This is a genomic window from Streptomyces rishiriensis, from assembly GCF_003112535.1.
Taxonomy (GTDB): Bacteria; Actinomycetota; Actinomycetes; order Streptomycetales; family Streptomycetaceae; genus Streptomyces; species Streptomyces rishiriensis.
The window spans coordinates 147,378-170,331 of the sequence record NZ_BEWA01000009.1; the positions used below are offsets into that span (position 1 = coordinate 147,378).

The following is a 22,954-nucleotide window of genomic DNA, read 5'->3' on the forward strand; positions in this document are numbered from 1 at the left end:
GAGCCTTCAGACCATGACCGCACCCAGCGAACCCGACGATTCCTTCCACGTCTTCGACACCACGCTGCGCGACGGCGCGCAGCGTGAGGGCATCAACCTCACCGTCGCCGACAAGCTGGCCATCGCCCGGCACCTGGACGACTTCGGAGTGGGCTTCATCGAGGGCGGCTGGCCCGGCGCCAACCCGCGCGACACCGAGTTCTTCGCCCGCGCGCAGGAGGAGATCGACTTCCGGCACGCCCAGCTGGTCGCCTTCGGCGCGACCCGCCGGGCGGGTGCGAAGGCCGCGGAGGACCCGCAGGTCAGGGCGCTGCTGGAGTCGGGCGCCGGGGTGATCACCCTGGTCGCGAAGTCCCATGACCGACACGTCGAACTGGCCCTGCGCACCACCCTGGACGAGAACCTCGCCATGGTCGGCGACACGGTCTCCTTCCTGAAGGGCCAGGGCCGCCGCGTCTTCGTCGACTGCGAGCACTTCTTCGACGGATACCGCGCCAACCCGGAGTACGCGAAGGCGGTCGTCCGGGCCGCCGCCGAGGCAGGCGCGGACGTGGTCATCCTGTGCGACACCAACGGCGGGATGCTCCCGGCGCAGGTCCAGGCCGTGGTCTCGACGGTGCTCGCCGACACGGGCGCCCGGCTCGGCATCCACGCCCAGGACGACACCGGCTGCGCGGTGGCCAACACCCTCGCCGCGGTGGACGCGGGCGCGACCCACGTCCAGTGCACGGCGAACGGCTACGGCGAACGCGTCGGCAACGCGAACCTGTTCCCGGTGGTCGCGGCCCTGGAGCTGAAGTACGGCATGAAGGTGCTGCCCGAGGGCCGGCTGCGTGAGATGACCCGCATCTCGCACGCCATCGCCGAGGTCGTCAACCTCACGCCGTCCACGCACCAGCCCTACGTGGGCGTCTCGGCGTTCGCCCACAAGGCCGGGCTGCACGCCTCGGCCATCAAGATCGACCCCGACCTCTACCAGCACATCGACCCCGAGCAGGTCGGCAACACCATGCGGATGCTGGTCTCCGACATGGCCGGCCGCGCCTCCATCGAGCTCAAGGGCAAGGAGCTCGGCGTCGACCTCGGCGGCGACCGCGAACTGGTCGGCCGGGTCGTGGACCGGGTCAAGGAGCGGGAGCTCCGGGGTTACACCTACGAGGCGGCCGACGCCTCCTTCGAACTCCTGCTGCGCGCCGAGGTCGAGGGCAGGCCGCTGAAATACTTCGACGTCGAGTCCTGGCGCGCCATCGTCGAGGACCGCCCCGACGGCACCCACGCCAACGAGGCCACAGTGAAGCTCTGGGCCAAGGCCGAGCGCATCGTCGCGACGGCCGAGGGCAACGGCCCGGTCAACGCCCTGGACCGCGCCCTGCGGGTGGCCCTGGAGAAGATCTACCCCCAGCTGGCCAAGCTCGACCTGGTCGACTACAAGGTCCGCATCCTGGAGGGCGTCCACGGCACCCAGTCCACCACCCGCGTCCTGATCTCCACGACCGACGGCACGGGGGAGTGGTCCACGGTGGGCGTGGCGGAGAACGTCATCGCCGCCTCCTGGCAGGCCCTGGAGGACGCGTACACGTACGGACTGCTGCGGGCGGGCGTGGACCCCGCGGAGTGATGTCCGACAGCTGCCGGATGTCCCCTCTGTGAGGGTTTCGGGTAGCTTCGAGGTATGAAGGTCGTGCTCTCGGCCCGCCGGGCCCGAGGCCTCACCGCACCCCTGCTCGCGCTGGTGCTCGTCGCCCTCACGGTGTGGACCGTGTGGGCGGCGGGCGCCCCGCGGGCGGCCGCCGCCACCGGCGTCTCGGCGATCGCCGACTCCCTTCGCCACAGCCCGGTCTACGTCGACCCCGAGGCGGCCGGGCAGCTGTCCCGGGCCGACCGGCGCGCCCTGGAGCAGCAGATCGAGAACGCCGACAAACCCCTGTTCATCGCCGTCCTGCCGGCCGGCTACCCCACGGCCGGCCTCTTCGGCGACCTGCGCACCGCCACCGGGGTCACCGGTCTGTACGCGATCCGGCTGGGCGACCGCTTCGACGCCCGCGCCGACTCCTCCGTCCTGCCGCGGACGGCCGTGCGCAACCTCGTGCGCAACCTCGTGGGCAGCGTCGGCGGCGAGAGCGACGCCGGAACCCAGCTGACCGACTTCACCGACCGCGCCCTGGCCCACATGGGCGGCTCCGCCCCCGCGAGCTGGGGCTCCTCGAACGGCGGCGGGGGGATTTCGTCCTCCGGGCTGATCGTCGCGGGCGCGGTGCTGGCGGCCGGCGGGGCGGGGGCGTACACCCTGGTGCGGCGGGGCCGCCGGCGCCGGGCCGAGGAGCAGCGGGCGGCGCTCGACCGGCTGAGGGTCGTCGTGGACGAGGACATCACGGCTTTCGGCGAGGAACTCGACCGCCTCGACTTCCATCCGGCCGAGGCGGGCGCCGACGACGCCATGCGCGCCGACTACGAACGCGCTCTGGACGCCTACGAGCAGGCGAAGACGGCCATGGCGGCGGCGGCCCGGCCGGAGGACGTCCGGGCCGTCACCGAGGCGCTGGAGGCCGGCCGCTTCTCGCTGGCCTCCCTCGCCGCCCGGCGCACGGGAAGGCCGCTGCCTGAGCGCCGTCCGCCCTGCTTCTTCGATCCCCGCCACGGCCCCTCGGTCGCCGACGCCACCTGGACGCCGCCGGGCGGGGCCACCCGCGAGGTCCCGGTCTGCGCGGCGGACGCGACCCGTCTGGCCGACGGCCGCGACCCCGTGATCCGCGAGGTCGACAGCGACTACGGCCGCCGCCCCTACTGGGAGGCCGGTCCCGCCTACGGCCCCTGGGCGGGCGGCTACTTCGGCGGCGGCATCCTGCCCGGCCTCCTCGTCGGCACGATGCTCGGCTCGATCATGGCCACCCCGTCGTACGCGGCCGGCTACGGCACCGGCTACGGCGACTTCGGCGGCTATGACGGCGGCGACGTCTCCGGCGCGGACTTCGACCCCGGGGACTTCGGGGGCGGCTTCGGCGGCGGGGGAGGCGGGGACTTCGGCGGCGGCGGGGGAGGCGGCGACTTCGGCGGGGGGTTCTAGCGGGGGGTTCTCAGCGGGCGGGAACGGGGACGGGTACGGGCCCGGCGTCGCGGAGTGCCGCGGCGACGGGCCCGTGAACCCCGTGGGGGGCCTGCGGGTGGGAGCGCCGACCGGCAGGGCGTGGCCCGCCGGCCGCCGACCGGGTCAGAGCGAGGCGGCCGCCGAGGCGATCGCGGAGGCGAACGTCGACACCTCGGAGTAGACGCCGGGGGCGTTGGCCCGGGCGCACCCGATGCCCCAGCCGATTCGGCCACCCGCGCCCCCGGCCCCCCCCCGGCCACCCGCGCCACCCGGCCCCCCGGCCCCCGGCCCCCCGGCCCCCGGCCCCCCGGCCCTCCGGCCCTCCGGCCTCCGGCCCCCGGCCCTCCGGCCCCCCCTGCCCTCCGGCCCCCTTGCCCCGGGCGGGATCGGGAGAGCGATCCCAACCCGGGACGACGGCTCACCCGGGCTCGCCGGGAAGAGACCGGAAGAAGTCGGACGGCGATGTCGAGAACCCGCGTCCGGCTCCGTCCCCGGGGTGAACGCGACCACAATGGGCCGCACCAGCACCGAGGAGAACCACGATGGCCAAGTACCTGCTGCTCAAGCACTACCGTGGTGCGCCGGCTCCGGAGAACGACGTGCCCATGGACCAGTGGACGCCGGAGGAGATCTCGGCCCACGTGCAGTACATGAACGACTTCGCGGCCCGCCTCGAAAGCACCGGCGAGTTCGTCGACAGCCAGGCGCTCGCCCCCGAGGGCACGTTCGTGCGCTACGACGGCGCGGGCCGCCCGCCCGTCACCGACGGCCCCTTCGCCGAGACCAAGGACCTCATCGCCGGCTGGATGGTCATCGACGTCGACAGCCACGAACGCGCCCTCGAACTGGCCGGGGAACTGTCGGCCGCCCCCGGGGCCGGCGGGAGGCCGATCCACGAATGGCTCGAGCTGCGCCCGTTCCTGGGCGAGCACGGCACCGTCACGGAGTGACCCCGACGATGGACGAGGCCCTGCTGCGCAGCCTCACACCGCACGTCCTCACCGTCCTCGTCCGCCGCGGGGCCGACTTCGCGGCGGCCGAGGACGCCGTGCAGGACGCACTCGTCGAGGCGTTGCGCGTCTGGCCGGCCGACCCGCCGCGGGACGCCGAGGGCTGGCTGATCACCGTCGCCTGGCGCAGGTTCCTCGACGCGCGGCGGGCGGACGCCGCCCGCCGCCGCCGCGAGGACCGCCTGGACGAGGAACCGGCGCCCGGGCCCGCGCCCGCCGCGGACGACACCCTCCGGCTCTACTTCCTGTGCGCCCACCCGTCGCTGACGCCGTCGTCCGCCGTCGCACTCACCCTGCGCGCCGTCGGAGGGCTCACCACCCGTCAGATCGCCCAGGCCTACCTGGTCCCCGAGGCGACCATGGCGCAACGGATCAGCCGGGCCAAGCGCACCGTCTCCGACGTGCGGTTCGACCGGCCGGGCGACGTGGCCACCGTGCTGCGCGTGCTGTACCTGGTGTTCAACGAGGGCTACTCCGGCGACGTCGACCTCGCCGCCGAGGCCATCCGGCTCACCCGGCAGCTCGCGGCGGCCGTCGACCACCCCGAGGTCGCGGGGCTGCTCGCCCTCATGCTGCTCCACCACGCCCGGCGTGCCGCCCGGACCGCGCCCGACGGCAGCCTGGTGCCGCTCGCCGAGCAGGACCGCGGCCGGTGGGACACAGCGTCGATCGCGGAGGGCGTCGGGATCCTCCAGGCGGCCCTCGCCCGCGACCGGCTGGGCGAGTTCCAGGCCCAGGCCGCCGTCGCGGCCCTGCACGCCGACGCGCCGACCGCCGAGGAGACCGACTGGGCGCAGATCGTCGAGTGGTACGACGAGCTCGTGGCCCTGACCGGCAACCCGGTCGTCCGGCTGAACCGCGCGGTAGCCGTCGGGGAGGCCGACGGACCGCGCGCCGGTCTGGCGGCGCTCGCGGCGCTGGACGACACGCTGCCGCGCCACACCGCGGTCGCGGCGTACCTCCACGAGCGCGACGGCGACCTGGCGACGGCCGCGCGGCTGTACGCCGAGGCCGCCCGCAAGGCGCCCGACCTCGCCGAGCGCGACCATCTGACGCGCCGGGCCGCCCGGCTCAACGCCCGCCGGCGCCGCTGACGCGTCGCCCGCGGGACGACCCGCGGGGCCGTCAGTCCTGGGCGGCGGACTTGGCGAAGCCGAGCAGGGCCTCGAAGTCGATCGCCCCCGGGTCTCCATGGGTGTTCTCGGGCACGTGCATATGGCCGCACACGCCCTTGAACCCGTTCCACCGCTCGCCGCTCATCCGCTGCCCGCCGCCGTTCCCCGCGGACTTCGGGTAGGGGGGCCACAGCGTGGGTCCGCGCAGCGGCACGTCGTGGTGGATGTGCATCCAGGCCAGGTACTGGGCGACGGCGCGCAGCGCCCACTCCGGGGCCTTGGGCCAGTAGACATGGGCCTGGTCGTGAGTGTTCCACTTGGTGTGCAGCTCGGGGTCGCAGGTGCCGACGAGCTCCACCTGGCAGACGTTGAGGGTGTTCGTCTCGACGCCGCCGCGCCGGTTGGCCAGCGCGCGCGAGGAGACGTCGATCTCGAAGTGCTGGTACCACGTCAGCCGCTTGGCCGCGAAGTCCGGCACGGCCGTCAGGTTGGGCGCGACGGAGCCGCCCTGGTAGTCGGGCAGCGAGCGGCCCTCCGTGGTGTGCAGGACGACGACGTTGACCTCCATGCGGTCACCGCCGAAGTCGTCCTGGTACCAGTGGTCGCGGTTGGCGCCGGGGTAGTACTGGGGTCCGGTCTTGATGCTCATGGTCCGCGACTGTGACACAGGACACACCAAGGGGCCGGAAGCTCTTCGCTTCCGGCCCCTTTCTGCCGGTTTTCGCCGTATTCCACCACACGGTTACGCGTTCTTGATCGCCGAGATGTCGAAGTTCAGCTTGATCTTGTCGGAGATCAGGACGCCACCCGTCTCCAGGGCCGCGTTCCAGGTCAGACCCCAGTCCGAGCGGAGGATCTCGGCTTTGCCCTCGAAGCCCACGCGCTCGTTGCCGAACGGGTCCTTGGCGGAGCCGTTGAACTCCAGGTCGATGGTGAGCGGCTTGGTCGCGCCGAGGATGCTCAGCTCGCCGGAGACGCGGTAGTCGTCGCCGCCCAGGGCCTCGGCGGAGGTGGAGCGGAAGGTCATCAGCGGGAATTCCTCGGTCCGGAAGAAGTCCGCGCTCTTCAGGTGGCCGTCGCGGTCGGCGGACCCGGTGTCGATGCTGTCCATCGTGACGTCGATGGAGGCGGTCGACCGGGACGGGTCGACGCCGTCCAGATGCAGCGTGCCGGTGAAGTCGGTGAACCTGCCCTTGACGTTGGTGACCATCGCGTGGCGGGCGGTGAAGCCGATCGTCGAGTGCGCGGGATCGATCGTGTACTCACCGGTCAGGGCGGCGAGCTCCGGGCTTACCGTGGTGGCAGCGGTGGAGGTGGTCTCGTCGGTGCTCTTGCGGCCGAAGATGCCCATGGCGTGCTCCTTGGGGACGGGAGGAGTCGAAGATGTTTAACCTTCAACGAGCTGACAGGAACGACAGTAGACCCATTCCGTTCAACTTTCAACTTAATCGGGGGAGCAATTCTCCCAAGGTTGCGCCGCGTCGCCGAGGGAGCGCCCGACCGCCGTCCGGCGCTGTGGCTTCACCCCGGGGAGGGCAGCTGTGGCGCGAAATGTGAGCTGGGTCTCATTGGCCGGGTTTGTGCGACCCCTACAACCCCCTGGCCCTCTGAGCAGTCGGAACGGCTGTAACCCGAACCGGTTCTGTTCAGGGGTACCAGGAAAACGCTCCGAGGACTGTACGGAGTCGACGTCACTCTTTCCTTGGTGGGCTTCGTAAGGTCGCTACATGACCGTTTTGGAAGAGACGCCGGGTGAGTCGACCGCGGAGCCCTCGGAGCCCACGGACGCGCGCGGCCGCGTGGCCGAGCTGCACGAGATCCGTGCCCAGGCGCTGGCCGGCCCGAGCGAGAAGGCGACCCAGGCGCAGCACGCCAAGGGCAAGCTGACCGCCCGGGAGCGGATCGAGCTGCTGGTGGACCCGGGATCCTTCCAGGAGGTCGAGCAGCTGCGCCGGCACCGGGCGACCGGGTTCGGCCTGGAGTCCAAGAAGCCGTTCACCGACGGCGTCATCACCGGCTGGGGCACGGTCGAGGGCCGCACGGTCTTCGTCTACGCCCACGACTTCCGTATCTTCGGCGGTGCGCTGGGCGAGGCCCACGCCACCAAGATCCACAAGATCATGGACATGGCCATCGCGGCCGGGGCTCCGCTGGTCTCGCTCAACGACGGCGCCGGCGCCCGTATCCAGGAAGGCGTCTCGGCGCTCGCCGGCTACGGCGGCATCTTCCAGCGCAACACCAGGGCGTCCGGAGTCATCCCGCAGATCAGCGTGATGCTGGGCCCCTGCGCGGGCGGCGCGGCCTACAGCCCCGCCCTCACCGACTTCGTCTTCATGGTCCGCGAGACCTCGCAGATGTTCATCACCGGGCCGGACGTGGTCAAGGCCGTCACCGGCGAGGAGATCACCCAGAACGGCCTCGGCGGCGCGGACGTGCACGCCGAGACCTCCGGTGTCTGCCACTTCGCGTACGACGACGAGGAGACCTGCATCGCGGAGGTGCGCTACCTGCTGTCGCTGCTGCCGCAGAACAACCGGGAGAACCCGCCGCGCGTCGACTCCGCCGACCCGGCCGAGCGCCGCGGCGACGTCCTGCTCGACCTGGTCCCGGCCGACGGCAACCGCCCCTACGACATGACCAAGGTCATCGAGGAGATCGTCGACGACGGCGAGTACCTGGAGGTCCACGAGCGCTGGGCGCGCAACATCATCTGCGCCCTGGCCCGGCTCGGCGGTCAGGTCGTCGGCATCGTCGCCAACCAGCCGCAGTCCCTCGCGGGCGTCCTGGACATCGAGGCCAGCGAGAAGGCCGCACGCTTCGTACAGATGTGCGACGCCTTCAATATTCCGATCATCACTCTTCTGGACGTACCCGGCTTCCTGCCCGGCGTCGATCAGGAGCACGGTGGAATCATCCGCCACGGCGCGAAGCTGCTGTACGCGTACTGCAACGCGACCGTGCCCCGGATCTCGCTGATCCTGCGCAAGGCGTACGGAGGTGCTTACATCGTCATGGACAGCCAGTCCATCGGGGCCGACCTCACCTACGCCTGGCCGACGAACGAGATCGCCGTGATGGGCGCCGAGGGCGCCGCCAACGTCATCTTCCGCCGTCAGATCGCCGAGGCCGAGGACCCCGAGGCCATGCGGGCCCGCATGGTCAAGGAGTACAAGTCCGAGCTGATGCATCCGTACTACGCGGCCGAGCGCGGCCTGGTCGACGACGTCATCGACCCCGCCGAGACCCGCGAGGTCCTCGTCAGGTCCCTGGCCATGCTGCAGTCCAAGCACGCGGACCTGCCCTCGCGCAAGCACGGCAACCCCCCGCAGTAACCCGACGGACCTCACGAGTAACCCGGCGGATTCCCTGCGGAAACCTCATCCACGGAGACTGACACCCATGAACGCTCCCGACATCCGCGTCGAGAAGGGCCATGCCGAGCCCGAGGAAGTCGCCGCCATCGCGGCGGTCCTCCTGGCTCGCGCGGCGGCCCGCCCCTCCGAGCCCACCGCGCACCGCTCCCGTCCCCGGGCCGGCTGGCGCCGCCTGGAACGCGAGGGCGGCTTCCGCGCCCCGCACAGCTGGCGCTGAACCCTCCTGCACGTCCCTGAAGGGGGCCCACCCGCCCGGGTGGGCCCCCTTCGGCATGCGCCCGGCGAAGGGGCCCGGTCCGGCCACGCGAAAGGCCCCCTCGTCGTGGAGGGGGCCTTCGGCTGTGCGGGGGAGGGCGGCGCTACCGCAGGCGCGCCATCAAGGCGTGCTCCACCAGGGTGATCAGCGCGGACTTGGCGTCGGCGCGATGGCGGGCGTCCGTCGTGATGATCGGGGTGTCCGGGCCGATCTGCAGTGCCTCACGCACCTCGTCGGGGTTGTACGGCTGGTTGCCGTCGAAGCCGTTCAACGCGATGACGAAGGGGAGGCCGCTGTTCTCGAAGTAGTCGACCGCGGGGAAGCAGTCGGCGAGACGGCGGGTGTCGACGAGCACGATCGCCCCGATGGCGCCGCGCACCAGGTCGTCCCACATGAACCAGAAGCGGTCCTGGCCGGGCGTGCCGAAGAGGTAGAGGATCAGGTCCTGATCCAGGGTGATGCGGCCGAAGTCCATCGCGACCGTGGTGGTCGTCTTGTCCCCGGTGTGGGTGAGGTCGTCGATGCCCGCCGACGCGGACGTCATGACGGCCTCGGTGCGCAGCGGATTGATCTCCGAAACAGCCCCGACGAACGTGGTCTTGCCCACGCCGAAGCCGCCCGCCACCACGATCTTCGCGGAAGTGGTGGAGCGGGAGGGACCCCCGCTAGAGCTTGCGAAGTCCACTGAGCACCCTTTCGAGCAGTGTCACGTCTGGCTGGCCGCCGGCGCTCTCGTCGCCGCCGGGCTGATGGATGGCGACCAGTCCCGCCTCCGCCAAGTCGGCGACGAGGATCCTGGCCACGCCGAGGGGGATGGTCAGCAGCGCCGAGATCTCGGCGACCGACTTGATCTCTCGGCAGAGGTTGCAGATCCGCTGATGCTCGGGCAACTGGCCCTGCATCTGGTGCGGCTGCGCGGTGGTGTGCACCAGCGCCTCGATGGCGAGCTGGTAACGCGGGCGGGTCCGGCCGCCGGTCATGGCGTACGGACGCACCAGCGGGTTGTTCGCCGCCCCGGCGGGAGCCGCCTCGGGGGTCCGGCGGTGCGGCTGCACGGGCTGGATGCGCGGCGCCTGCGGCTGGTCGTAAGGGGACTGCCCGGGACCCTGGGGCGAGTACGGCCGCTGCTGGCCGGGCGCGGAGGGGAAGTCGTAACGGTTCGGGTTCTGGGAACCGTCGCCGTGACCCTGGGCAGGGCCGTACGACCAGTTACCCGAATTGGAACCGCCTGGGGGTGTTGCCACTCTCTCTCCTCCTCCGACTGTGCCTGGCGCCCATCACATGGAAGCCGCGTCCCGAAACCCTACGGCCTCAGGACGCCAAAACGCACCGTCCCGCTGTTAGTTGAGAAGGCTCCCTTGGAGCTCCGCACGAAGGTCGGGCGTCAGGACCGAACCCGCCCGGTCCACCAGAAGGGCCATCTCGTACCCAATGAGGCCGATGTCCGCCTCGGGATGAGCGAGAACCGCGAGCGAGGAACCGTCAGAGATGGACATGAGGAAGAGGAATCCCCGCTCCATCTCCACAACCGTCTGGTTCACGCTGCCGCCCTCGAAGATCCGGGAGGCGCCTGCCGTCAGGGACGTCAGACCGGAGGCGACGGCCGCGAGCTGGTCGGCACGGTCGCGGGGGAAGCCTTCGGACATCGCCAGAAGGAGTCCGTCGGCGGAGACCACCACGGTGTGGGACACCCCCGGGGTGTTGTCCACGAAGTTGGTGATCACCCAGTTCAGGTTCTGTGCCGCCTGGCTCATCGGGCTCACACTAACGCTCCTGGTTGTAGGTGCTGTCAGGACCGAGGCCCTGGCCGTTCGTTTCACTGCTGCCTGCGTTGCGCCCGCGCTCGACGCCCCGTCGCAGGTTGCTCAACCTGCCTCGGACGTCCTCCGGGGCGCGGGAGACCTGTGGGCCGCCCTGGGGGGTGTTCTCGGCGGCGCCCTCGACCAGGTTGGCCTTGGGCACCCGGCGCGGCAGGCCGGAGGAGGTGACCCCGCCCGCCTTGGGCTTCTTCAGAGCGGAGGCCTGGTGCCAGCGCTCGTCGTTCGCCGACCGCCAGACGTCGCTGCCGCCGCTCTCGGAGGAGGAGGCCGACGCGTCCTGCTTCGCGGGCCGAGTGCCGTTCGCAGCGCTTGCGGGGGATCCGCGGCGAGGCAGACCGGCTTCGGTCAGCGCGTGGGGGGCGGAGGGGGCCGGTCCCGGACGGTCGAAGCCTACGCGGTTCTGCTCGCCCGCGTCAGCGGCCTGCACGGATTCCGCTTCCGGAGCGTACTGGTCCGGGTAGCCGTTCTGGTAACCGTTCGTGTGACCGTTCTGCTGGGGCCAGTCGTCCTGGTAGGGCTGCTGCTCCTCGTAGGGCCGGAAGCCCTCGGAGGTCCCGGCGGGGGCCGCCGGCCGCTCCTCCTGAACGGGCTCCGCATACGCGGGGTCCGGGTAGCCGCCGTTCGACGTGAAGGCGTCGCTCTGCGGCAGCCCGCCGTTCGTGGAGAACGCGTCGTTCTGCGGCAGGCCGCCGTTCTGACCGAAGTACTGGTCGTCGTACGCCGGGCGCTGCTGCTCCTCGTACGCCGTCTGCTGGTCGAACGTCCCGGGCCGGTCGGCATAGCCGGTGGCATTGGCGTCGTAGCCGTTCTGGGCGCCGTTCTGCGCGGGGTCGTAGCCGTTCTGCCCGGCGTCGTACTCCGGCCGGCGTTCGGCGTCGAAGCCCTCGCCGTAGGAGGGGGTCTGCGCCGGCTGCTGCTGGCCGTGCTGGCCGGACTGCTGGCCCTGCTGCTGACCGTTCTGGCCTTGCTGCTGACCGTTCTGGCCGTGCTGCTGACCGTGCTGGTCCGGCTGGGTCTCCAGCGCCGCACGCCGTTCCTCGCGCAGCAGGGAGCGGCCCACCGGGTCCAGCTCGCGGATGTCGTCGGGGACCTCGTAGCGGCTGTCGTCGAAGCCCAGCTCGGCGGCCGTGCGCATCGGCAGACCGGTGTTGAAGTCCTCGCCGCCGAAGTTCTGCTGCTGCTCGGGGATGATCTGCGAGACCGTGAAGTCGTCGCGCGACTGCTGCTGCTCGCCGCCGCCACCGTGGGTGATGGCGTCCGGCAGCATGACCAGCGAGGTGGTGCCGGCCTGCTCGCCCGAGGGACGCAGCTGGACGCGGATGCCGTGCCGGTCGGACAGTCGGCCGACCACGAACAGGCCCATGCGCTGCGAGATCGCGGCGTCCACCGTCGGCGGGTTGGCCAGCTTGTGGTTGATGTCCGCGAAGTCCTCGGCGGTCAGGCCGATGCCCTTGTCGTGGATCTCGATCATGACCCTGCCGTCGGGCAGCCGGGTGGCGGTCACGCGGACCTTGGTCTGCGGGGAGGAGAACGTGGTGGCGTTCTCCAGAAGCTCGGCGAGCAGGTGCACGAGGTCGGTCACGGCGCGGCCGTGGATCTCGGCCTCCGGGACGCCCGACAGCTCGATGCGCTCGTACTGCTCCACCTCGGAGGAGGCCGCGCGCAGCACGTCGACCAGCGGAACCGGCTGGTCCCAGCGGCGGCCCGGCTCCTCGCCGGCGAGGACCAGGAGGTTCTCGCCGTTGCGGCGCATACGGGTCGCGAGGTGGTCCAGGCGGAAGAGGTTCTCCAGCTGGTCCGGATCGGCCTCGTTGTTCTCCAGGTCGGTGATCAGGGTCAGCTGGCCCTCGATCAGCGACTGGTTGCGGCGCGAGAGGTTGGTGAAGATCGCGTTGATGTTGCCCCGCAGCAGCGCCTGCTCGGCGGCGAGCCGGACGGCCTCGCGGTGGACCTGGTCGAAGGCGCGGGCGACCTCGCCGATCTCGTCCGTGGTGGTGATCGGGATGGCCTGCACGCGGGTGTCCACGCGCCCGGGGTCGGTGCGCGAGAGCTGGTCGACCAGCATCGGCAGCCGCTGTTCGGCGATGCCGAAGGCGGCGTTGCGCAGCTGGCGCATCGCGCGGCTCATCTGACGGGCCACGGCGCCGGCGAGGATGAACGCCAGGAGCAGGGCGACGACGACCGCGGCGCCGGTGATGATCGCGGACGTCTTGGCGTCAGCCGCGATGTCCGAGGCCTCGGTCACGGCCTTGTCGGCCATGTCCGACTCGATCTGCCGGTAGGCGTCGTACTTCAGCGTGGTGACCGCCCACCAGTTCTCCTTGCTGATGCCCTTCTCGGCGAGACCGGCGCGCTCGGCGCCCGACTTGGTCTCCATCGTGGAGATCGCGCCGACCATGGTGGTCGGGTCGGACGGCGGCGGAACGTAGTCGGGGTCCTTCTGCTTCTGCTCGGCGGCCAGCGCGGCGCCGTCGCTCTTGATCTTCGCCGAGGCGTCGTCCAGCCGCTTGGCGTCGGCCTCGGTGCCGCCGCCGATGTACTCCTCGACGGCGATGCCCTCGAGGTAGGCGTACGAGGAGAGGGAGACCTTCTGCTTGGCGAAGTCCGTGTCCTGCGGGCCCGGCTTGATCAGCAGATGCATGCCGATCGAGCGCTCCAGGGAGAGCGCGGCCTTGGTCAGCGAGATGGCGTAGACGGTACGGCCGTAGGAGGTGATGTTTCCGGTGCCCAGGCCGAGCTCGTTGGAGAACTCCATCAGCGGGTGCGCGACCTGGGTGTAGCCCTCTTCGGTCTGCACGCCGGTGAGCTTGGAGGTATAGGCGGCCGCGCGCAGCGCCGGCAGCTTGGTCTCGGTGGCGCGGAACAGCTTCAGCCTGCGCTCCAGGCCGGGCTTGGCCGGCATGTTCTGCGCGGCTGCGTCGAAGGCGTCGGCGGCGGCGTCGGTGGCCTTGCGGGACGCCGTGACCGTGGGGTCGTCCTTCTTGCCGGCGAGCAGGGGAGCGGCGGAGACGTCGCGTTCCTTGTACAGGGCGTCGCCGTAGCTCAGCGAGGCCCGCACCAGACGCGCGGTGCTCTCCGCGTCCTCTGCCTCCTGCCAGGTGTCGATCGAGCTCTTCACCTGGAAGCCGCCCATGACCAGGCCGACCACCACGGGTATGAGCAGAATCGCGTTCAGCCGGGTCGGCACGCGCCAGTTGCGCGGGGAGAGACGGCCGCCGCTCTTCGCGGGCGCGGCCGTCGGCTCCGAGCCGGGCGCAGGGGCGGTCGCCGCTCCGCGCGGCGGCGGGGTGAAGTTGCCCCGCGCCGCCGGCTCGGGACTTTTCTTGCTTCGCCTCACTCGACCAACAACCTCTCGGCGGTCGGCACCTTCGTCGTGCCGCAGTGTCTCAGAGCCCGGTCAGCCATCGACCATCAGTACGTCATTGACTATTGGGCAGTTCAGGCATTCCAGCACGACGACCAGTCCTCTTCCAAACATGGGAAAGAGTGGGTTCGACGTGATGTAAACCCCAGATAAAACGGTCAAACAGAACGAGCCCCGTCAAAAGACGGGGCCTTCGTGCGCGCAGTGAGACCGAGCGACCGCGACGCGTGGCGGTGTCCGCCGATTCCACTGCCGAAACGTTATGAACACCGGAGCCGACCGTGTCAAAGGCCACAGCCGGCTCCGAAGCGTCTACGACAACTGCCGTAGGGCACGGCGATATTGAAAGTTACCGCAGTCGTGCCATGAGCGCGTGCTCGACCAGGGTGATCAGCGCGCTCTTGGCGTCCGAACGATGCCGGGCGTCCGTCGTGATGATCGGGGTGTCCGGGCCGATCTGCAGCGCCTCGCGCACCTCTTCGGGCTGGTAGGGCTGCTGACCGTCGAAGCCGTTCAGGGCGACGACGAACGGCAGACCGCTGTTCTCGAAGTAGTCGACCGCGGGGAAGCAGTCGGCCAGCCGCCGCGTGTCCACCAGCACCACGGCGCCGATGGCGCCGCGCACCAGGTCGTCCCACATGAACCAGAACCGGTCCTGGCCCGGCGTGCCGAACAGGTAGAGGATCAGGTCCTGGTCGAGCGTGATACGGCCGAAGTCCATGGCCACCGTGGTGGTGGTCTTGTCCCCGGTGTGGGTGAGGTCGTCGATGCCCGCGCTCGCGGACGTCATCACGGCCTCCGTGCGCAGCGGGTTGATCTCGGAGACGGCGCCCACGAACGTGGTCTTGCCCACGCCGAAGCCGCCCGCCACCACGATCTTCGCGGAGGTGGTGGCCCGCCCTCCGTCAGAGCTTGCGAAGTCCACTGAGCACCCTTTCGAGCAGCGTCACGTCAGGTGCGCCGCCGTTGTTCTCGTCGCCGCCCGGCTGGTGGATGGCCACCAGGCCGGCCTCGGCGAGGTCCGCGACGAGGATCCGTGCCACACCCAGCGGCATGGCCAGCAACGCCGAGACCTCGGCGACCGACTTCACCTCACGGCACAGGTGGCAGATGCGCTGGTGCTCGGGAAGCAGCCCCATGAGCGCTGCCGGGTCGGCCGTGGTGCTGATCAGCGCCTCGATGGCGAGCTGATAACGCGGCCGGGTCCGGCCACCGGTCATCGCGTACGGACGCACCAGCGGCTGGTCGCCCTCATCCCCGTACGGCTCCGCGTACGGGTCATGATGGGCGGTGGGCGGGGTCATGGATCCTCCGGGCGGGACAGCATTCTCGGATTGTCGTGCCGTCCGTCAGGGCCGGTGGGGGGATTGTGTCGGCCGGACGGTGATTTCGTGAGGTGGGTGGTACGAGGGCGGGTCAGTGGAGCAGACTGCCCTGGAGCTCGGCGCGCAGGTCGGGCGTGAGCACCGCCCCCGCACGGTCGACAAGGAGCGCCATCTCGTAGCCGACGAGGCCGATGTCGCACTCGGGGTGCGCGAGCACGGCGAGCGACGAGCCGTCCGAGACGGACATGAGGAAGAGGAATCCTCGCTCCATCTCGACGACCGTCTGCGCGACGCTGCCGCCCTCGAAGATCCGGGACGCGCCCGCGGTCAGCGAGGTGAGTCCCGACGCGACGGCCGCCAGCTGGTCGGCACGGTCGCGCGGGAAACCCTCGGACATGGCGAGCAGGAGCCCGTCGGCGGACACCACGACGGTGTGGGACACCCCAGGGGTGTTGTCCACGAAGTTGGTGATCAACCAGTTCAGGTTCTGTGCTGCCTGGCTCATCTGGCTCAACTAACGCTCCTGCTGGTGAGTGGGGCTGGGGAAGCTGCCGGTCTGCGGGCCGTTGCCGGCCTGCCGACCCTGTGCGATGCCCCGACGGAGATTGGTCAGCCGGCCGCGTACGTCGTCAGGCGCACGGGAGACCTGCGGACCGCTTTGGTGCTGTTGCTGCTGAGCCGTGCCCGGGACGAGGTTCGCCCGGGGTACCCGGCGCGGCAGACCGGAGGTGGTGACGCCGCCCGCGGCCGGCTGCCTGACGCGCTCGGCCTGCCGGACGAGTTCGTCGTTCGGCGAGGTGCGCCAGGAGGCACTGGCGGCAGCGGGACGCTGAGGAGCGGCCGGAGCCTGCTGGGACTGCTGGGACTGCTGGTCGTGCTGCTGCGGCTCCGGAGCCGCAGCGCCCGCCTGCTGACCGTGGAACCAGTTGGTCTCCAACGTGTCGTACAGCGGAGTGCGGCCGTCGCCCGGGCCCGCCGGCGGCAGCGCCTCCGGCTGGGCCGGCGCACCGTAGCCGTTGGGCTGAGGAGTGGCGAACCGGCCTGCGGCCGAGGGGTCCTGGCGGCCGGGCAGCGCGTGCTGCCCGGTGGCGGAGCCGTCGTAGCCGGGAGCGGCGAACTGGCCGGTGGAGCCGTTGTCGTAGGCCTGCGGAGCGAACTGGTTCGGGTTCGCCGGAGCGTTCTGCCCGCCCGCGGCGCCGAAGACGTCGGAGCGGGTGAAGCCGTTGTCGTCCGGACGGCCGGTCGTGCCGGGCCGCTCGAACTGGCCGGTGTCCTGCCGCCCGTTGACGCCGTTCAGCCCCGGGCGCTGGAGCTGGCCCGTGTCCTGCCGTCCGTCGTAGCCGCCCTGCGGGCTGCCCACGGCCGGGAACTGGCCCGTGCCGTGCAGACCGTTCGCCACCGGGCGGCCGAAGTCGGCGGGGCCCGCCGGACCCTGGCGCTCGTCCATCCGCGGGATCGCCGGTATCTCGGCGGTCGCGCCGGGACCCTGGCGGTCGTCGATGCGCGGCATGCGCGAGGTCTGGGCGACGTCCGGCTCCTCGTGGCCGCGCGGGGCGTCCAGCGGGGTGCGCGGCACCGGCGGCTGGGCGTTCTCGTCGCCCCAGCTGGTCACGCGCGGCTGCGGGTTGCCGCCGGGCAGCTCGGCGCGCGGACCCCCGCGCGGGGGCAGCTGCGGCTGACGGCCGCGGCCGCCCTGCTCGTTCTTGGCGCCCCGCTGCTGCGGCGGACGTCCGCCGCCGAACATGTCCGTGCCCGGCGCACCCGCGCCCGCGGCCTGCAGGCCCTGCGGTGCGCCCGGCGCCTGGCCGCCGAAGCCGGCGCCGGCCGGAGCAGGGCGGCCCTGCTGGGGGGAGAGCGGAGGCTGCTGCGGTCCGCGCGGCGGCTGACCGCCGGGACGGGCACCGCCGTCACGGCCGGGCAGCGCGGCCCGGGGACCCTGGCCGCCGGCGAGCCGGCCGCCCCCGCCGGAACCGGCGCCGGGAGCGCCGCCGTTCGGGGCGCCCGCGCCGAGGGCGCCGCCCTGCGAGCCGTTCTGGCGCCGCGCGGCGGCGACGCCGGCGGCGGCCTGCGCGGCGGCGGGACCGCCGGCGACGCCGCCCTGGCCGGGCTTGGGCTGGGGCTTCTTGCCGCCCTGGGCGACGTCCACGGGCAGCATGACCAGCGCGGTCGTGCCACCGGAGTCGGAGGGGCGCAGCTGGATGCGGATGCCGTGGCGCTGCGACAGCCGGCCGACCACGAACAGACCCATGCGCCGGGAGACCGACACGTCCACGGTCGGCGGCGAGGCGAGCCGCTCGTTGATCGCGGCGAGGTCCTCGGGGGACAGGCCGATGCCGGTGTCGTGGATCTCGATCAGCACCCGCCCGTCGGGCAGCGCGTGACCGGTGACCTTGACCTTGGTCTGCGGGGAGGAGAACGACGTGGCGTTCTCCAGCAGCTCGGCGAGCAGGTGCACGAGGTCGTTGACGACCCGGCCGGCCACTTCGGTGGTCGGCACGGAGGACAGCTCGATGCGCTCGTACTGCTCCACCTCGGAGGCGGCGGCGCGCAGGACGTCGACCAGCGGGACCGGACGGGTCCAGCGTCGGCCGGGCTCCTCACCGGCGAGGACGAGGAGGTTCTCACCGTTACGGCGCATGCGGGTCGCGAGGTGGTCGAGCTTGAAGAGCGAGGACAGCTGGTCCGGGTCGGCCTCGCGGGACTCCAGTTCGGAGATGAGCGAGAGCTGACGCTGGATGAGGCCCTGGGAGCGGCGCGAGAGGTTGGTGAACATCGCGTTGACGTTGCCCCGCAGCAGGGCCTGCTCGGCGGCGAGGCGGACGGCCTCGCGGTGCACGTCGTCGAAGGCCGCGGCCACCTGGCCGATCTCGTCCCGGGAGTGCACACCGACCGACTCCACGGACGTGTCGACGTCCTGCGGGTCGGACTCGGACAGCTGCTTGACCAGCTCGGGCAGCCGGTCCTGGGCGACCTTGGTGGCGGTCTCCTGCAGACGGCGCAGCGAGCGGATCATGGACCGGGCGACGACGAACGCGCCGACCAGCGACACGCCCAGCACGAGCAGGATGAGCGCACCGGAGATGATCGCCTCGCGCTCGGACGCGGCGCGCAGCTCACGCGCCTTCTGCTCCATGTCCTCGAGCAGCGTGTGCTCGATGTTGTTCATCTGCGCGATCTTGGTCGTGCTGTCGTCGATCCAGTCCTGGTACGACCGCTTGTCCAGGGACTGCAGACCGGTCGCGGAGCTGAGCGCGCGGGTGGCGTAGGTGTTGGCTTCCTCGATGACCGGGTTGCCCTGCTCGACGGGCTTCAGCAGTTCCTCGGCGCCGTCGCCGCCGTAGATGCTGCGGAAGCTCGCGAGCTCGGAGTCCTGGTTCTCGAGCGCGGCTTCGGCGTACTGCCGGTCGTTCTCGGAGATCTGGCCGTAGACGGAGTTGCTCTTCGGCAGCGCGGCCGCGAGGACGGCGCGCTGGACCGAGGCGTACTCCTTGGCGGCGGAGAAGGCGGCCAGCGCACGCGTGCGCTGGATCATCTCCGGGTTGCTCGTGGCCTGCGCCATGTCCTGGGACAGGTCGAGCAGGCTGGTGATCAGACGGTGGTACGCCTCGACCGTCTGGGTGGAGTTGTTCTTCTCCGTGTACGCCGTGTTGCGGATCTTGGCGAGGTTGCCGAGGTCGCTGAGGAGACCCACGAGGCTGTCGCGGACACCCTGCAGGTTGCCGTCCGTGCTGGCGGTGTCGATCTCTTCCGAGGCGTCCTGGAAGGCGACGAGCGCCTTGTCGGTCTTGTCCCGGTAGCCCTTGATCCCGAACTCGGTGGCCTTGACGCCGTGCGCCAGCGGGCCGGCCGAGCGGTCGCGCTCGTTCTGCAGCTGCACGGCCAGCTCGGTGGCCTGCTTGGTCATGTCCGTCAGCAGCTTCATGTTGTCGAGCTGCTTGATGTCGTCCATGGACTGGTTGATGCGGACCGCGCCCAGCGTGGTGGCCGCGACCACCGGCAGGGTCAGCAGCGCCACCAGACGCGTGGAGATGCGCCAGTTGCGCAGCGCCACGCGCGAACCGGGACCGGGGGGACCGGCCGGCGGCTTGACCGTCGGAGTCGGAGGAGGAGAACTCGGCGACGCGGACGCGCCGGGGCGCCCGGGGCGCTCACCGCCGTCGCCGGACGCGGCCGGGCCCGGGTTCTGGGCGTGCTGGGGCGAGGAGCCGACTGCCATCGGGCCAGTCCCGCCGTGCGGCTCCGGCTCGGCCGAAGCGCTGCCATCCCTCTTGAAACGTCCCTGCACTAGCGTCGCAACCTCTGGACCAGGCGCCCCTCCGCGTGAACGGAAGGACGGTGTCGGCGTGGGGAGGGGCGTCCTGAATTACGCCCCCCGGATGGTCGTGAGTACCGGCGCCGGCTCCCCCTGACCTCGCCGCCACCGGGCGCTCTGACGCGCCCTCTGTGCGCCGGCTCGATCCCGCGGCGGTCCGAGGAATTCCAGCACAGTGCAGGATCTCCAACAAGGCCCGTTGGCCAGGCTGTGACATCCGTGACACGAAGTGAGGGTCAGGTTACGGGATGTAGAAGCCGATCCCGTATAAGGCGGACATAAGCGGGCGAAGCCCCAGGGCGCGGGTGGTGTCCCAGTCGCCATGATCAGGAGCGGAATATGGGCTTCAGGTGGTCAATGTCCGTTTCGTTGCGGTCGGTTGAGGGTCTGGATTGACCCTTTTGCCCATGCATTCGTGAGCAAACTCACACGCCGATCATGTGACCTTCACGCGTTCACCGGGATTCGCGTGTTTAGCCTGACGTTTTACAGGGATGGCACATCCGACAAGCCGCGCCTGCGCGGGGGCCCTCGAGGGCCCTTTCCGGCGCCCGGAAACGACAGGGTCGACGACAACAGTGAAGACGACGACGATGTTCCACAAGATCGCCAACCCGAGGCGCACGACGCTGGCGCACCTCGCGGACGCCGACGAACTGCAGCTCCCCGAGCAGCCGGAGCACTCCGTCGACCTCCCGGCCCAGACTGCCAACCCCAAGCGCACCATCCTCATGGAGATCCCGGTCGCGGCCTCCGTCGCGCAGTAGACCCACCCCGTGGCTCCACACGATCCTCACCGATCTTCGTGGAGGGATACGGACACCGGCCGCCGAATGCTCAAGGCGACCGTTCACCGATGTCAAGGGCGTCCCCGGCCGGGGACGCCCTTCCGCGTTAGCCTGGAGCGTCACACTCCAGCCAGCTCAGTCAAGGGGCCAACCAACCCGTGCGCATCGCCAGGTTCTCCATCGACGGGAACGTCGCCTTCGGCGCGGTCGAGGGCGACAAGCCGGACGAGCTCGTCCTCGACATCATCAAGGGCATCCCGTTCACGGACTTCGAGCTCTCCGGTACCAAGGTGCCGCTGAGCAAGGTCCGGCTGCTCCCGCCCGTGCTGCCCAACAAGGTCGTGGCCTTCGGCCGCAACTACGCCGCACACGCGCGCGAGCTGGGCAACGAGGTCCCGGACGCCCCGTTCGCCTTCTTCAAGCCGTCCACGTCGGTGATCGGCGACGGCGACGCCATCCAGTACCCGTCCTTCTCCGCGGAGGTCCACCACGAGGCCGAGCTCGCCGTGGTCATCGGCCGGCTGTGCCGCGAGGTCCCCCGTGAACGCGTCAAGGACGTGATCTTCGGCTACACCTGCGCCAACGACGTCACCGCCCGCGACGTGCAGAAGCGCGAGAAGCAGTGGGCCCGGGCCAAGGGCTTCGACACCTCCTGCCCGCTGGGCCCCTGGGTGGAGACCGGCCTGGACCTGAAGACCGCGAGCGACCTCACCGTCCAGCTCACGGTCAACGGCGCCCAGCGGCAGCTCGGCCGCACCAGCGAGATGATCCACACCATCGAGGATCTGATCGTCAACATCACCGAGGCCATGACGCTGCTCCCCGGCGACGTGATCCTCACGGGCACCCCCGCAGGGGTAGGCCCCCTGGTCGTCGGCGACGAGGTCGCCGTCACCATCGAAGGCATCGGCACTCTCACCAACAAGGTTGTCAAGCGTGGCTAGCGCACCCGGCTCACCCTCCCCCAAGTCCTCGACTCCGCTCGGACAGGGGGTACCCCCGCGCGTCCGTTTCTGCCCCTCGCCCACCGGTAACCCCCATGTGGGCCTGGTCCGCACCGCCCTGTTCAACTGGGCGTTCGCCAAGCACCACCAGGGCACGCTGGTCTTCCGCATCGAGGACACCGACGCGGCCCGCGACTCCGAGGAGTCGTACGCACAGCTGCTGGACTCGATGCGCTGGCTGGGCTTCGACTGGGACGAGGGCCCCGAGGTCGGCGGCCCGCACGCGCCCTACCGCCAGTCGCAGCGCATGGACCTCTACAAGGACGTCGCCCACAAGCTTCTGGACGCCGGTCACGCGTACCGCTGCTACTGTTCCCAGGAGGAGCTGGACACCCGCCGCGAGGCCGCCCGCGCCGCCGGCAAGCCGTCCGGCTACGACGGCCACTGCCGTGACCTGAGCGCCGAGCAGGTCGAGGAGTACACGGCCCAGGGCCGTACCCCCATCGTCCGCTTCCGCATGCCCGACGAGACGATCACGTTCACGGACCTGGTCCGCGGCGAGCTGACGTTCACCCCGGAGAACGTCCCCGACTACGGCATCGTCCGCGCGAACGGCGCCCCGCTGTACACGCTGGTCAACCCGGTGGACGACGCGCTGATGGAGATCACGCACGTCCTGCGCGGCGAGGACCTGCTGTCCTCCACCCCCCGGCAGATCGCCCTGTACAAGGCGCTGACCGAGCTGGGCATCGCCAAGTCCGTGCCCGCCTTCGGCCACCTGCCGTACGTGATGGGCGAGGGCAACAAGAAGCTGTCCAAGCGGGACCCGCAGGCCTCGCTCAACCTCTACCGCGAGCGCGGCTTCCTGCCCGAGGGCCTGCTCAACTACCTCTCCCTCCTGGGCTGGTCGCTCTCGGCCGACCAGGACATCTTCACGATGGACGAGATGGTCGCGGCCTTCGACATCGCCGACGTCAACCCCAACCCGGCGCGCTTCGACCTGAAGAAGTGCGAGGCGATCAACGCCGACCACATCCGCCTGCTGGACGTGAAGGACTTCACCGAGCGCTGCGCCCCCTGGCTGAAGGCCCCGGTCGCCCCCTGGGCGCCGGAGGACTTCGACGAGGCGAAGTGGCAGGCGATCGCCCCGCACGCCCAGACCCGGCTGAAGGTCCTCTCCGAGATCACCGACAACGTCGACTTCCTCTTCCTGCCGGAGCCGGTCTTCGACGAGGCGTCCTGGACGAAGGCGATGAAGGAGGGCAGCGACGCCCTGCTGGCCACGGCGAGGGAGAAGCTGGAGTCGGCGGACTGGAGCTCGGCCGAGTCCCTGAAGGAGGCCGTCCTGGCCGCGGGCGAGACCCACGGCCTCAAGCTCGGCAAGGCCCAGGCCCCCGTCCGCGTCGCCGTCACCGGCCGCACCGTCGGCCTGCCGCTCTTCGAGTCCCTGGAGATCCTGGGCAAGGACAGGACGCTGGCCCGCATCGACGCGGCCCTGGCGAAGCTCGCGGCGTAACGCCGGGACGCGCGTGAGGGGCGGCTCCCGGACCTCCGGCGGGAG

General features: G+C 71.0%; 19 protein-coding genes and 1 pseudogene. 9 read left to right on the forward strand and 11 right to left on the reverse strand.

All coding sequences use genetic code 11. The features are described from left to right. Window positions 1-13: 13 nt before the first annotated feature. On the forward strand, window positions 14-1,618 hold the full coding sequence (gene cimA, locus Sri02f_RS16675; RefSeq protein WP_109002098.1) for a citramalate synthase: 1,605 nt from the start codon (window positions 14-16) through the stop codon (window positions 1,616-1,618). 54 nt (window positions 1,619-1,672) lie between these two features. Next, a complete protein-coding gene (locus Sri02f_RS16680) occupies window positions 1,673-3,064 on the forward strand; it encodes a hypothetical protein (protein ID WP_109002099.1) in 1,392 nt (463 codons plus the stop codon). A gap of 144 nt (window positions 3,065-3,208) precedes the next feature. Here Sri02f_RS16680 and Sri02f_RS42800 read toward each other — a convergent pair. Continuing rightward, window positions 3,209-3,310 (reverse strand): annotated as a pseudogene (locus Sri02f_RS42800) (serine protease); the annotation flags it as partial. A gap of 317 nt (window positions 3,311-3,627) precedes the next feature. Between Sri02f_RS42800 and Sri02f_RS16690 the strand changes: the two are divergent. Both Sri02f_RS16690 and Sri02f_RS16695 read left to right on the forward strand, forming a co-directional pair. Further along, window positions 3,628-4,035 carry a YciI family protein gene (locus Sri02f_RS16690; protein WP_109002100.1) on the forward strand — a complete coding sequence of 136 codons (408 nt, stop codon included), beginning with the start codon at window positions 3,628-3,630 and terminating at the stop codon, window positions 4,033-4,035. Window positions 4,036-4,043: 8 nt separating this feature from the next. Continuing rightward, window positions 4,044-5,189: an RNA polymerase sigma factor gene (locus Sri02f_RS16695; RefSeq protein ID WP_109002101.1), complete on the forward strand. Its 1,146-nt coding sequence runs from the start codon at window positions 4,044-4,046 to the stop codon at window positions 5,187-5,189. Between the two features lie 31 nt (window positions 5,190-5,220). On the opposite strand, the gene Sri02f_RS16700 is transcribed toward Sri02f_RS16695, so the two are convergent. Both Sri02f_RS16700 and Sri02f_RS16705 read right to left on the reverse strand, forming a co-directional pair. After that, on the reverse strand, window positions 5,221-5,859 hold the full coding sequence (locus tag Sri02f_RS16700; protein WP_109002102.1) for a hypothetical protein: 639 nt from the start codon (window positions 5,857-5,859) through the stop codon (window positions 5,221-5,223). A gap of 93 nt (window positions 5,860-5,952) precedes the next feature. Next, window positions 5,953-6,561 (reverse strand): YceI family protein, encoded by a 609-nt coding sequence (locus Sri02f_RS16705; RefSeq protein WP_109002103.1) that lies wholly within the window; start codon window positions 6,559-6,561, stop codon window positions 5,953-5,955. A 376-nt stretch (window positions 6,562-6,937) separates the two neighbouring features. On the opposite strand from Sri02f_RS16705, the gene Sri02f_RS16710 reads away from it, so the two are divergent. Next, a complete protein-coding gene (locus Sri02f_RS16710) occupies window positions 6,938-8,542 on the forward strand; it encodes an acyl-CoA carboxylase subunit beta (RefSeq protein ID WP_109002104.1) in 1,605 nt (534 codons plus the stop codon). A 67-nt stretch (window positions 8,543-8,609) separates the two neighbouring features. Continuing rightward, a complete protein-coding gene (locus Sri02f_RS16715) occupies window positions 8,610-8,801 on the forward strand; it encodes an acyl-CoA carboxylase epsilon subunit (RefSeq protein ID WP_109002105.1) in 192 nt (63 codons plus the stop codon). Between the two features lie 142 nt (window positions 8,802-8,943). On the opposite strand, the gene Sri02f_RS16720 is transcribed toward Sri02f_RS16715, so the two are convergent. The 8 genes from Sri02f_RS16720 to Sri02f_RS16755 form a co-directional block, all read right to left on the reverse strand. Next, a complete protein-coding gene (locus Sri02f_RS16720) occupies window positions 8,944-9,525 on the reverse strand; it encodes a GTP-binding protein (protein WP_026248371.1) in 582 nt (193 codons plus the stop codon). Continuing rightward, window positions 9,506-10,084 (reverse strand): DUF742 domain-containing protein, encoded by a 579-nt coding sequence (locus Sri02f_RS16725; protein ID WP_109002106.1) that lies wholly within the window; start codon window positions 10,082-10,084, stop codon window positions 9,506-9,508. Before Sri02f_RS16725 ends, Sri02f_RS16720 begins: the two co-directional genes overlap by 20 nt. Before the next feature lie 96 nt (window positions 10,085-10,180). Next, complete coding sequence (locus Sri02f_RS16730; RefSeq protein ID WP_037737006.1) at window positions 10,181-10,594, reverse strand: roadblock/LC7 domain-containing protein; 414 nt, start codon at window positions 10,592-10,594, stop codon at window positions 10,181-10,183. A 10-nt stretch (window positions 10,595-10,604) separates the two neighbouring features. After that, complete coding sequence (locus tag Sri02f_RS16735) at window positions 10,605-13,997, reverse strand: nitrate- and nitrite sensing domain-containing protein (protein ID WP_109002107.1); 3,393 nt, start codon at window positions 13,995-13,997, stop codon at window positions 10,605-10,607. A gap of 376 nt (window positions 13,998-14,373) precedes the next feature. Further along, window positions 14,374-14,949: a GTP-binding protein gene (locus Sri02f_RS16740; protein ID WP_030793795.1), complete on the reverse strand. Its 576-nt coding sequence runs from the start codon at window positions 14,947-14,949 to the stop codon at window positions 14,374-14,376. Continuing rightward, window positions 14,930-15,328 (reverse strand): DUF742 domain-containing protein, encoded by a 399-nt coding sequence (locus tag Sri02f_RS16745; protein WP_009190816.1) that lies wholly within the window; start codon window positions 15,326-15,328, stop codon window positions 14,930-14,932. The genes Sri02f_RS16740 and Sri02f_RS16745 overlap by 20 nt, the downstream gene beginning before the upstream one ends. Before the next feature lie 112 nt (window positions 15,329-15,440). After that, entirely contained in the window at window positions 15,441-15,854 is a 414-nt protein-coding gene (locus tag Sri02f_RS16750; RefSeq protein WP_003993189.1) for a roadblock/LC7 domain-containing protein, read from the reverse strand. 9 nt (window positions 15,855-15,863) lie between these two features. After that, entirely contained in the window at window positions 15,864-19,634 is a 3,771-nt protein-coding gene (locus Sri02f_RS16755) for a sensor histidine kinase (RefSeq protein WP_109002108.1), read from the reverse strand. 605 nt (window positions 19,635-20,239) lie between these two features. Between Sri02f_RS16755 and Sri02f_RS16760 the strand changes: the two genes are divergently transcribed. The 3 genes from Sri02f_RS16760 (at window position 20,240) to gltX (ending at window position 22,909) form a co-directional block, all read left to right on the forward strand. Continuing rightward, window positions 20,240-20,428 carry a hypothetical protein gene (locus tag Sri02f_RS16760; protein WP_167467562.1) on the forward strand — a complete coding sequence of 63 codons (189 nt, stop codon included), beginning with the start codon at window positions 20,240-20,242 and terminating at the stop codon, window positions 20,426-20,428. Window positions 20,429-20,607: 179 nt separating this feature from the next. Further along, a complete protein-coding gene (locus Sri02f_RS16765; RefSeq protein WP_109002109.1) occupies window positions 20,608-21,393 on the forward strand; it encodes a fumarylacetoacetate hydrolase family protein in 786 nt (261 codons plus the stop codon). Beyond that, window positions 21,386-22,909, forward strand: coding sequence for a glutamate--tRNA ligase (gene gltX / locus Sri02f_RS16770; RefSeq protein WP_109002110.1), 1,524 nt, complete (start codon window positions 21,386-21,388; stop codon window positions 22,907-22,909). The genes Sri02f_RS16765 and gltX overlap by 8 nt, the downstream gene beginning before the upstream one ends. Window positions 22,910-22,954 lie beyond the last annotated feature (45 nt).

What these genes read in the sequence shown, in the direction of transcription:
- cimA (WP_109002098.1), top strand. Translation starts at nt 14, where the DNA reads ATGACCGCACCCAGCGAACCCGACGATTCCTTCCACGTCTTCGACACC.
- Sri02f_RS16710 (WP_109002104.1), top strand. Translation starts at nt 6,938, where the DNA reads ATGACCGTTTTGGAAGAGACGCCGGGTGAGTCGACCGCGGAGCCCTCG.
- Sri02f_RS16750 (WP_003993189.1), bottom strand. Translation starts at nt 15,854, where the DNA reads ATGAGCCAGGCAGCACAGAACCTGAACTGGTTGATCACCAACTTCGTG.
- Sri02f_RS16700 (WP_109002102.1), bottom strand. Translation starts at nt 5,859, where the DNA reads ATGAGCATCAAGACCGGACCCCAGTACTACCCCGGCGCCAACCGCGAC.
- Sri02f_RS16745 (WP_009190816.1), bottom strand. Translation starts at nt 15,328, where the DNA reads ATGACCCCGCCCACCGCCCATCATGACCCGTACGCGGAGCCGTACGGG.
- Sri02f_RS16680 (WP_109002099.1), top strand. Translation starts at nt 1,673, where the DNA reads ATGAAGGTCGTGCTCTCGGCCCGCCGGGCCCGAGGCCTCACCGCACCC.
- Sri02f_RS16715 (WP_109002105.1), top strand. Translation starts at nt 8,610, where the DNA reads ATGAACGCTCCCGACATCCGCGTCGAGAAGGGCCATGCCGAGCCCGAG.
- Sri02f_RS16730 (WP_037737006.1), bottom strand. Translation starts at nt 10,594, where the DNA reads ATGAGCCAGGCGGCACAGAACCTGAACTGGGTGATCACCAACTTCGTG.
- Sri02f_RS16690 (WP_109002100.1), top strand. Translation starts at nt 3,628, where the DNA reads ATGGCCAAGTACCTGCTGCTCAAGCACTACCGTGGTGCGCCGGCTCCG.
- Sri02f_RS16705 (WP_109002103.1), bottom strand. Translation starts at nt 6,561, where the DNA reads ATGGGCATCTTCGGCCGCAAGAGCACCGACGAGACCACCTCCACCGCT.
- Sri02f_RS16695 (WP_109002101.1), top strand. Translation starts at nt 4,044, where the DNA reads ATGGACGAGGCCCTGCTGCGCAGCCTCACACCGCACGTCCTCACCGTC.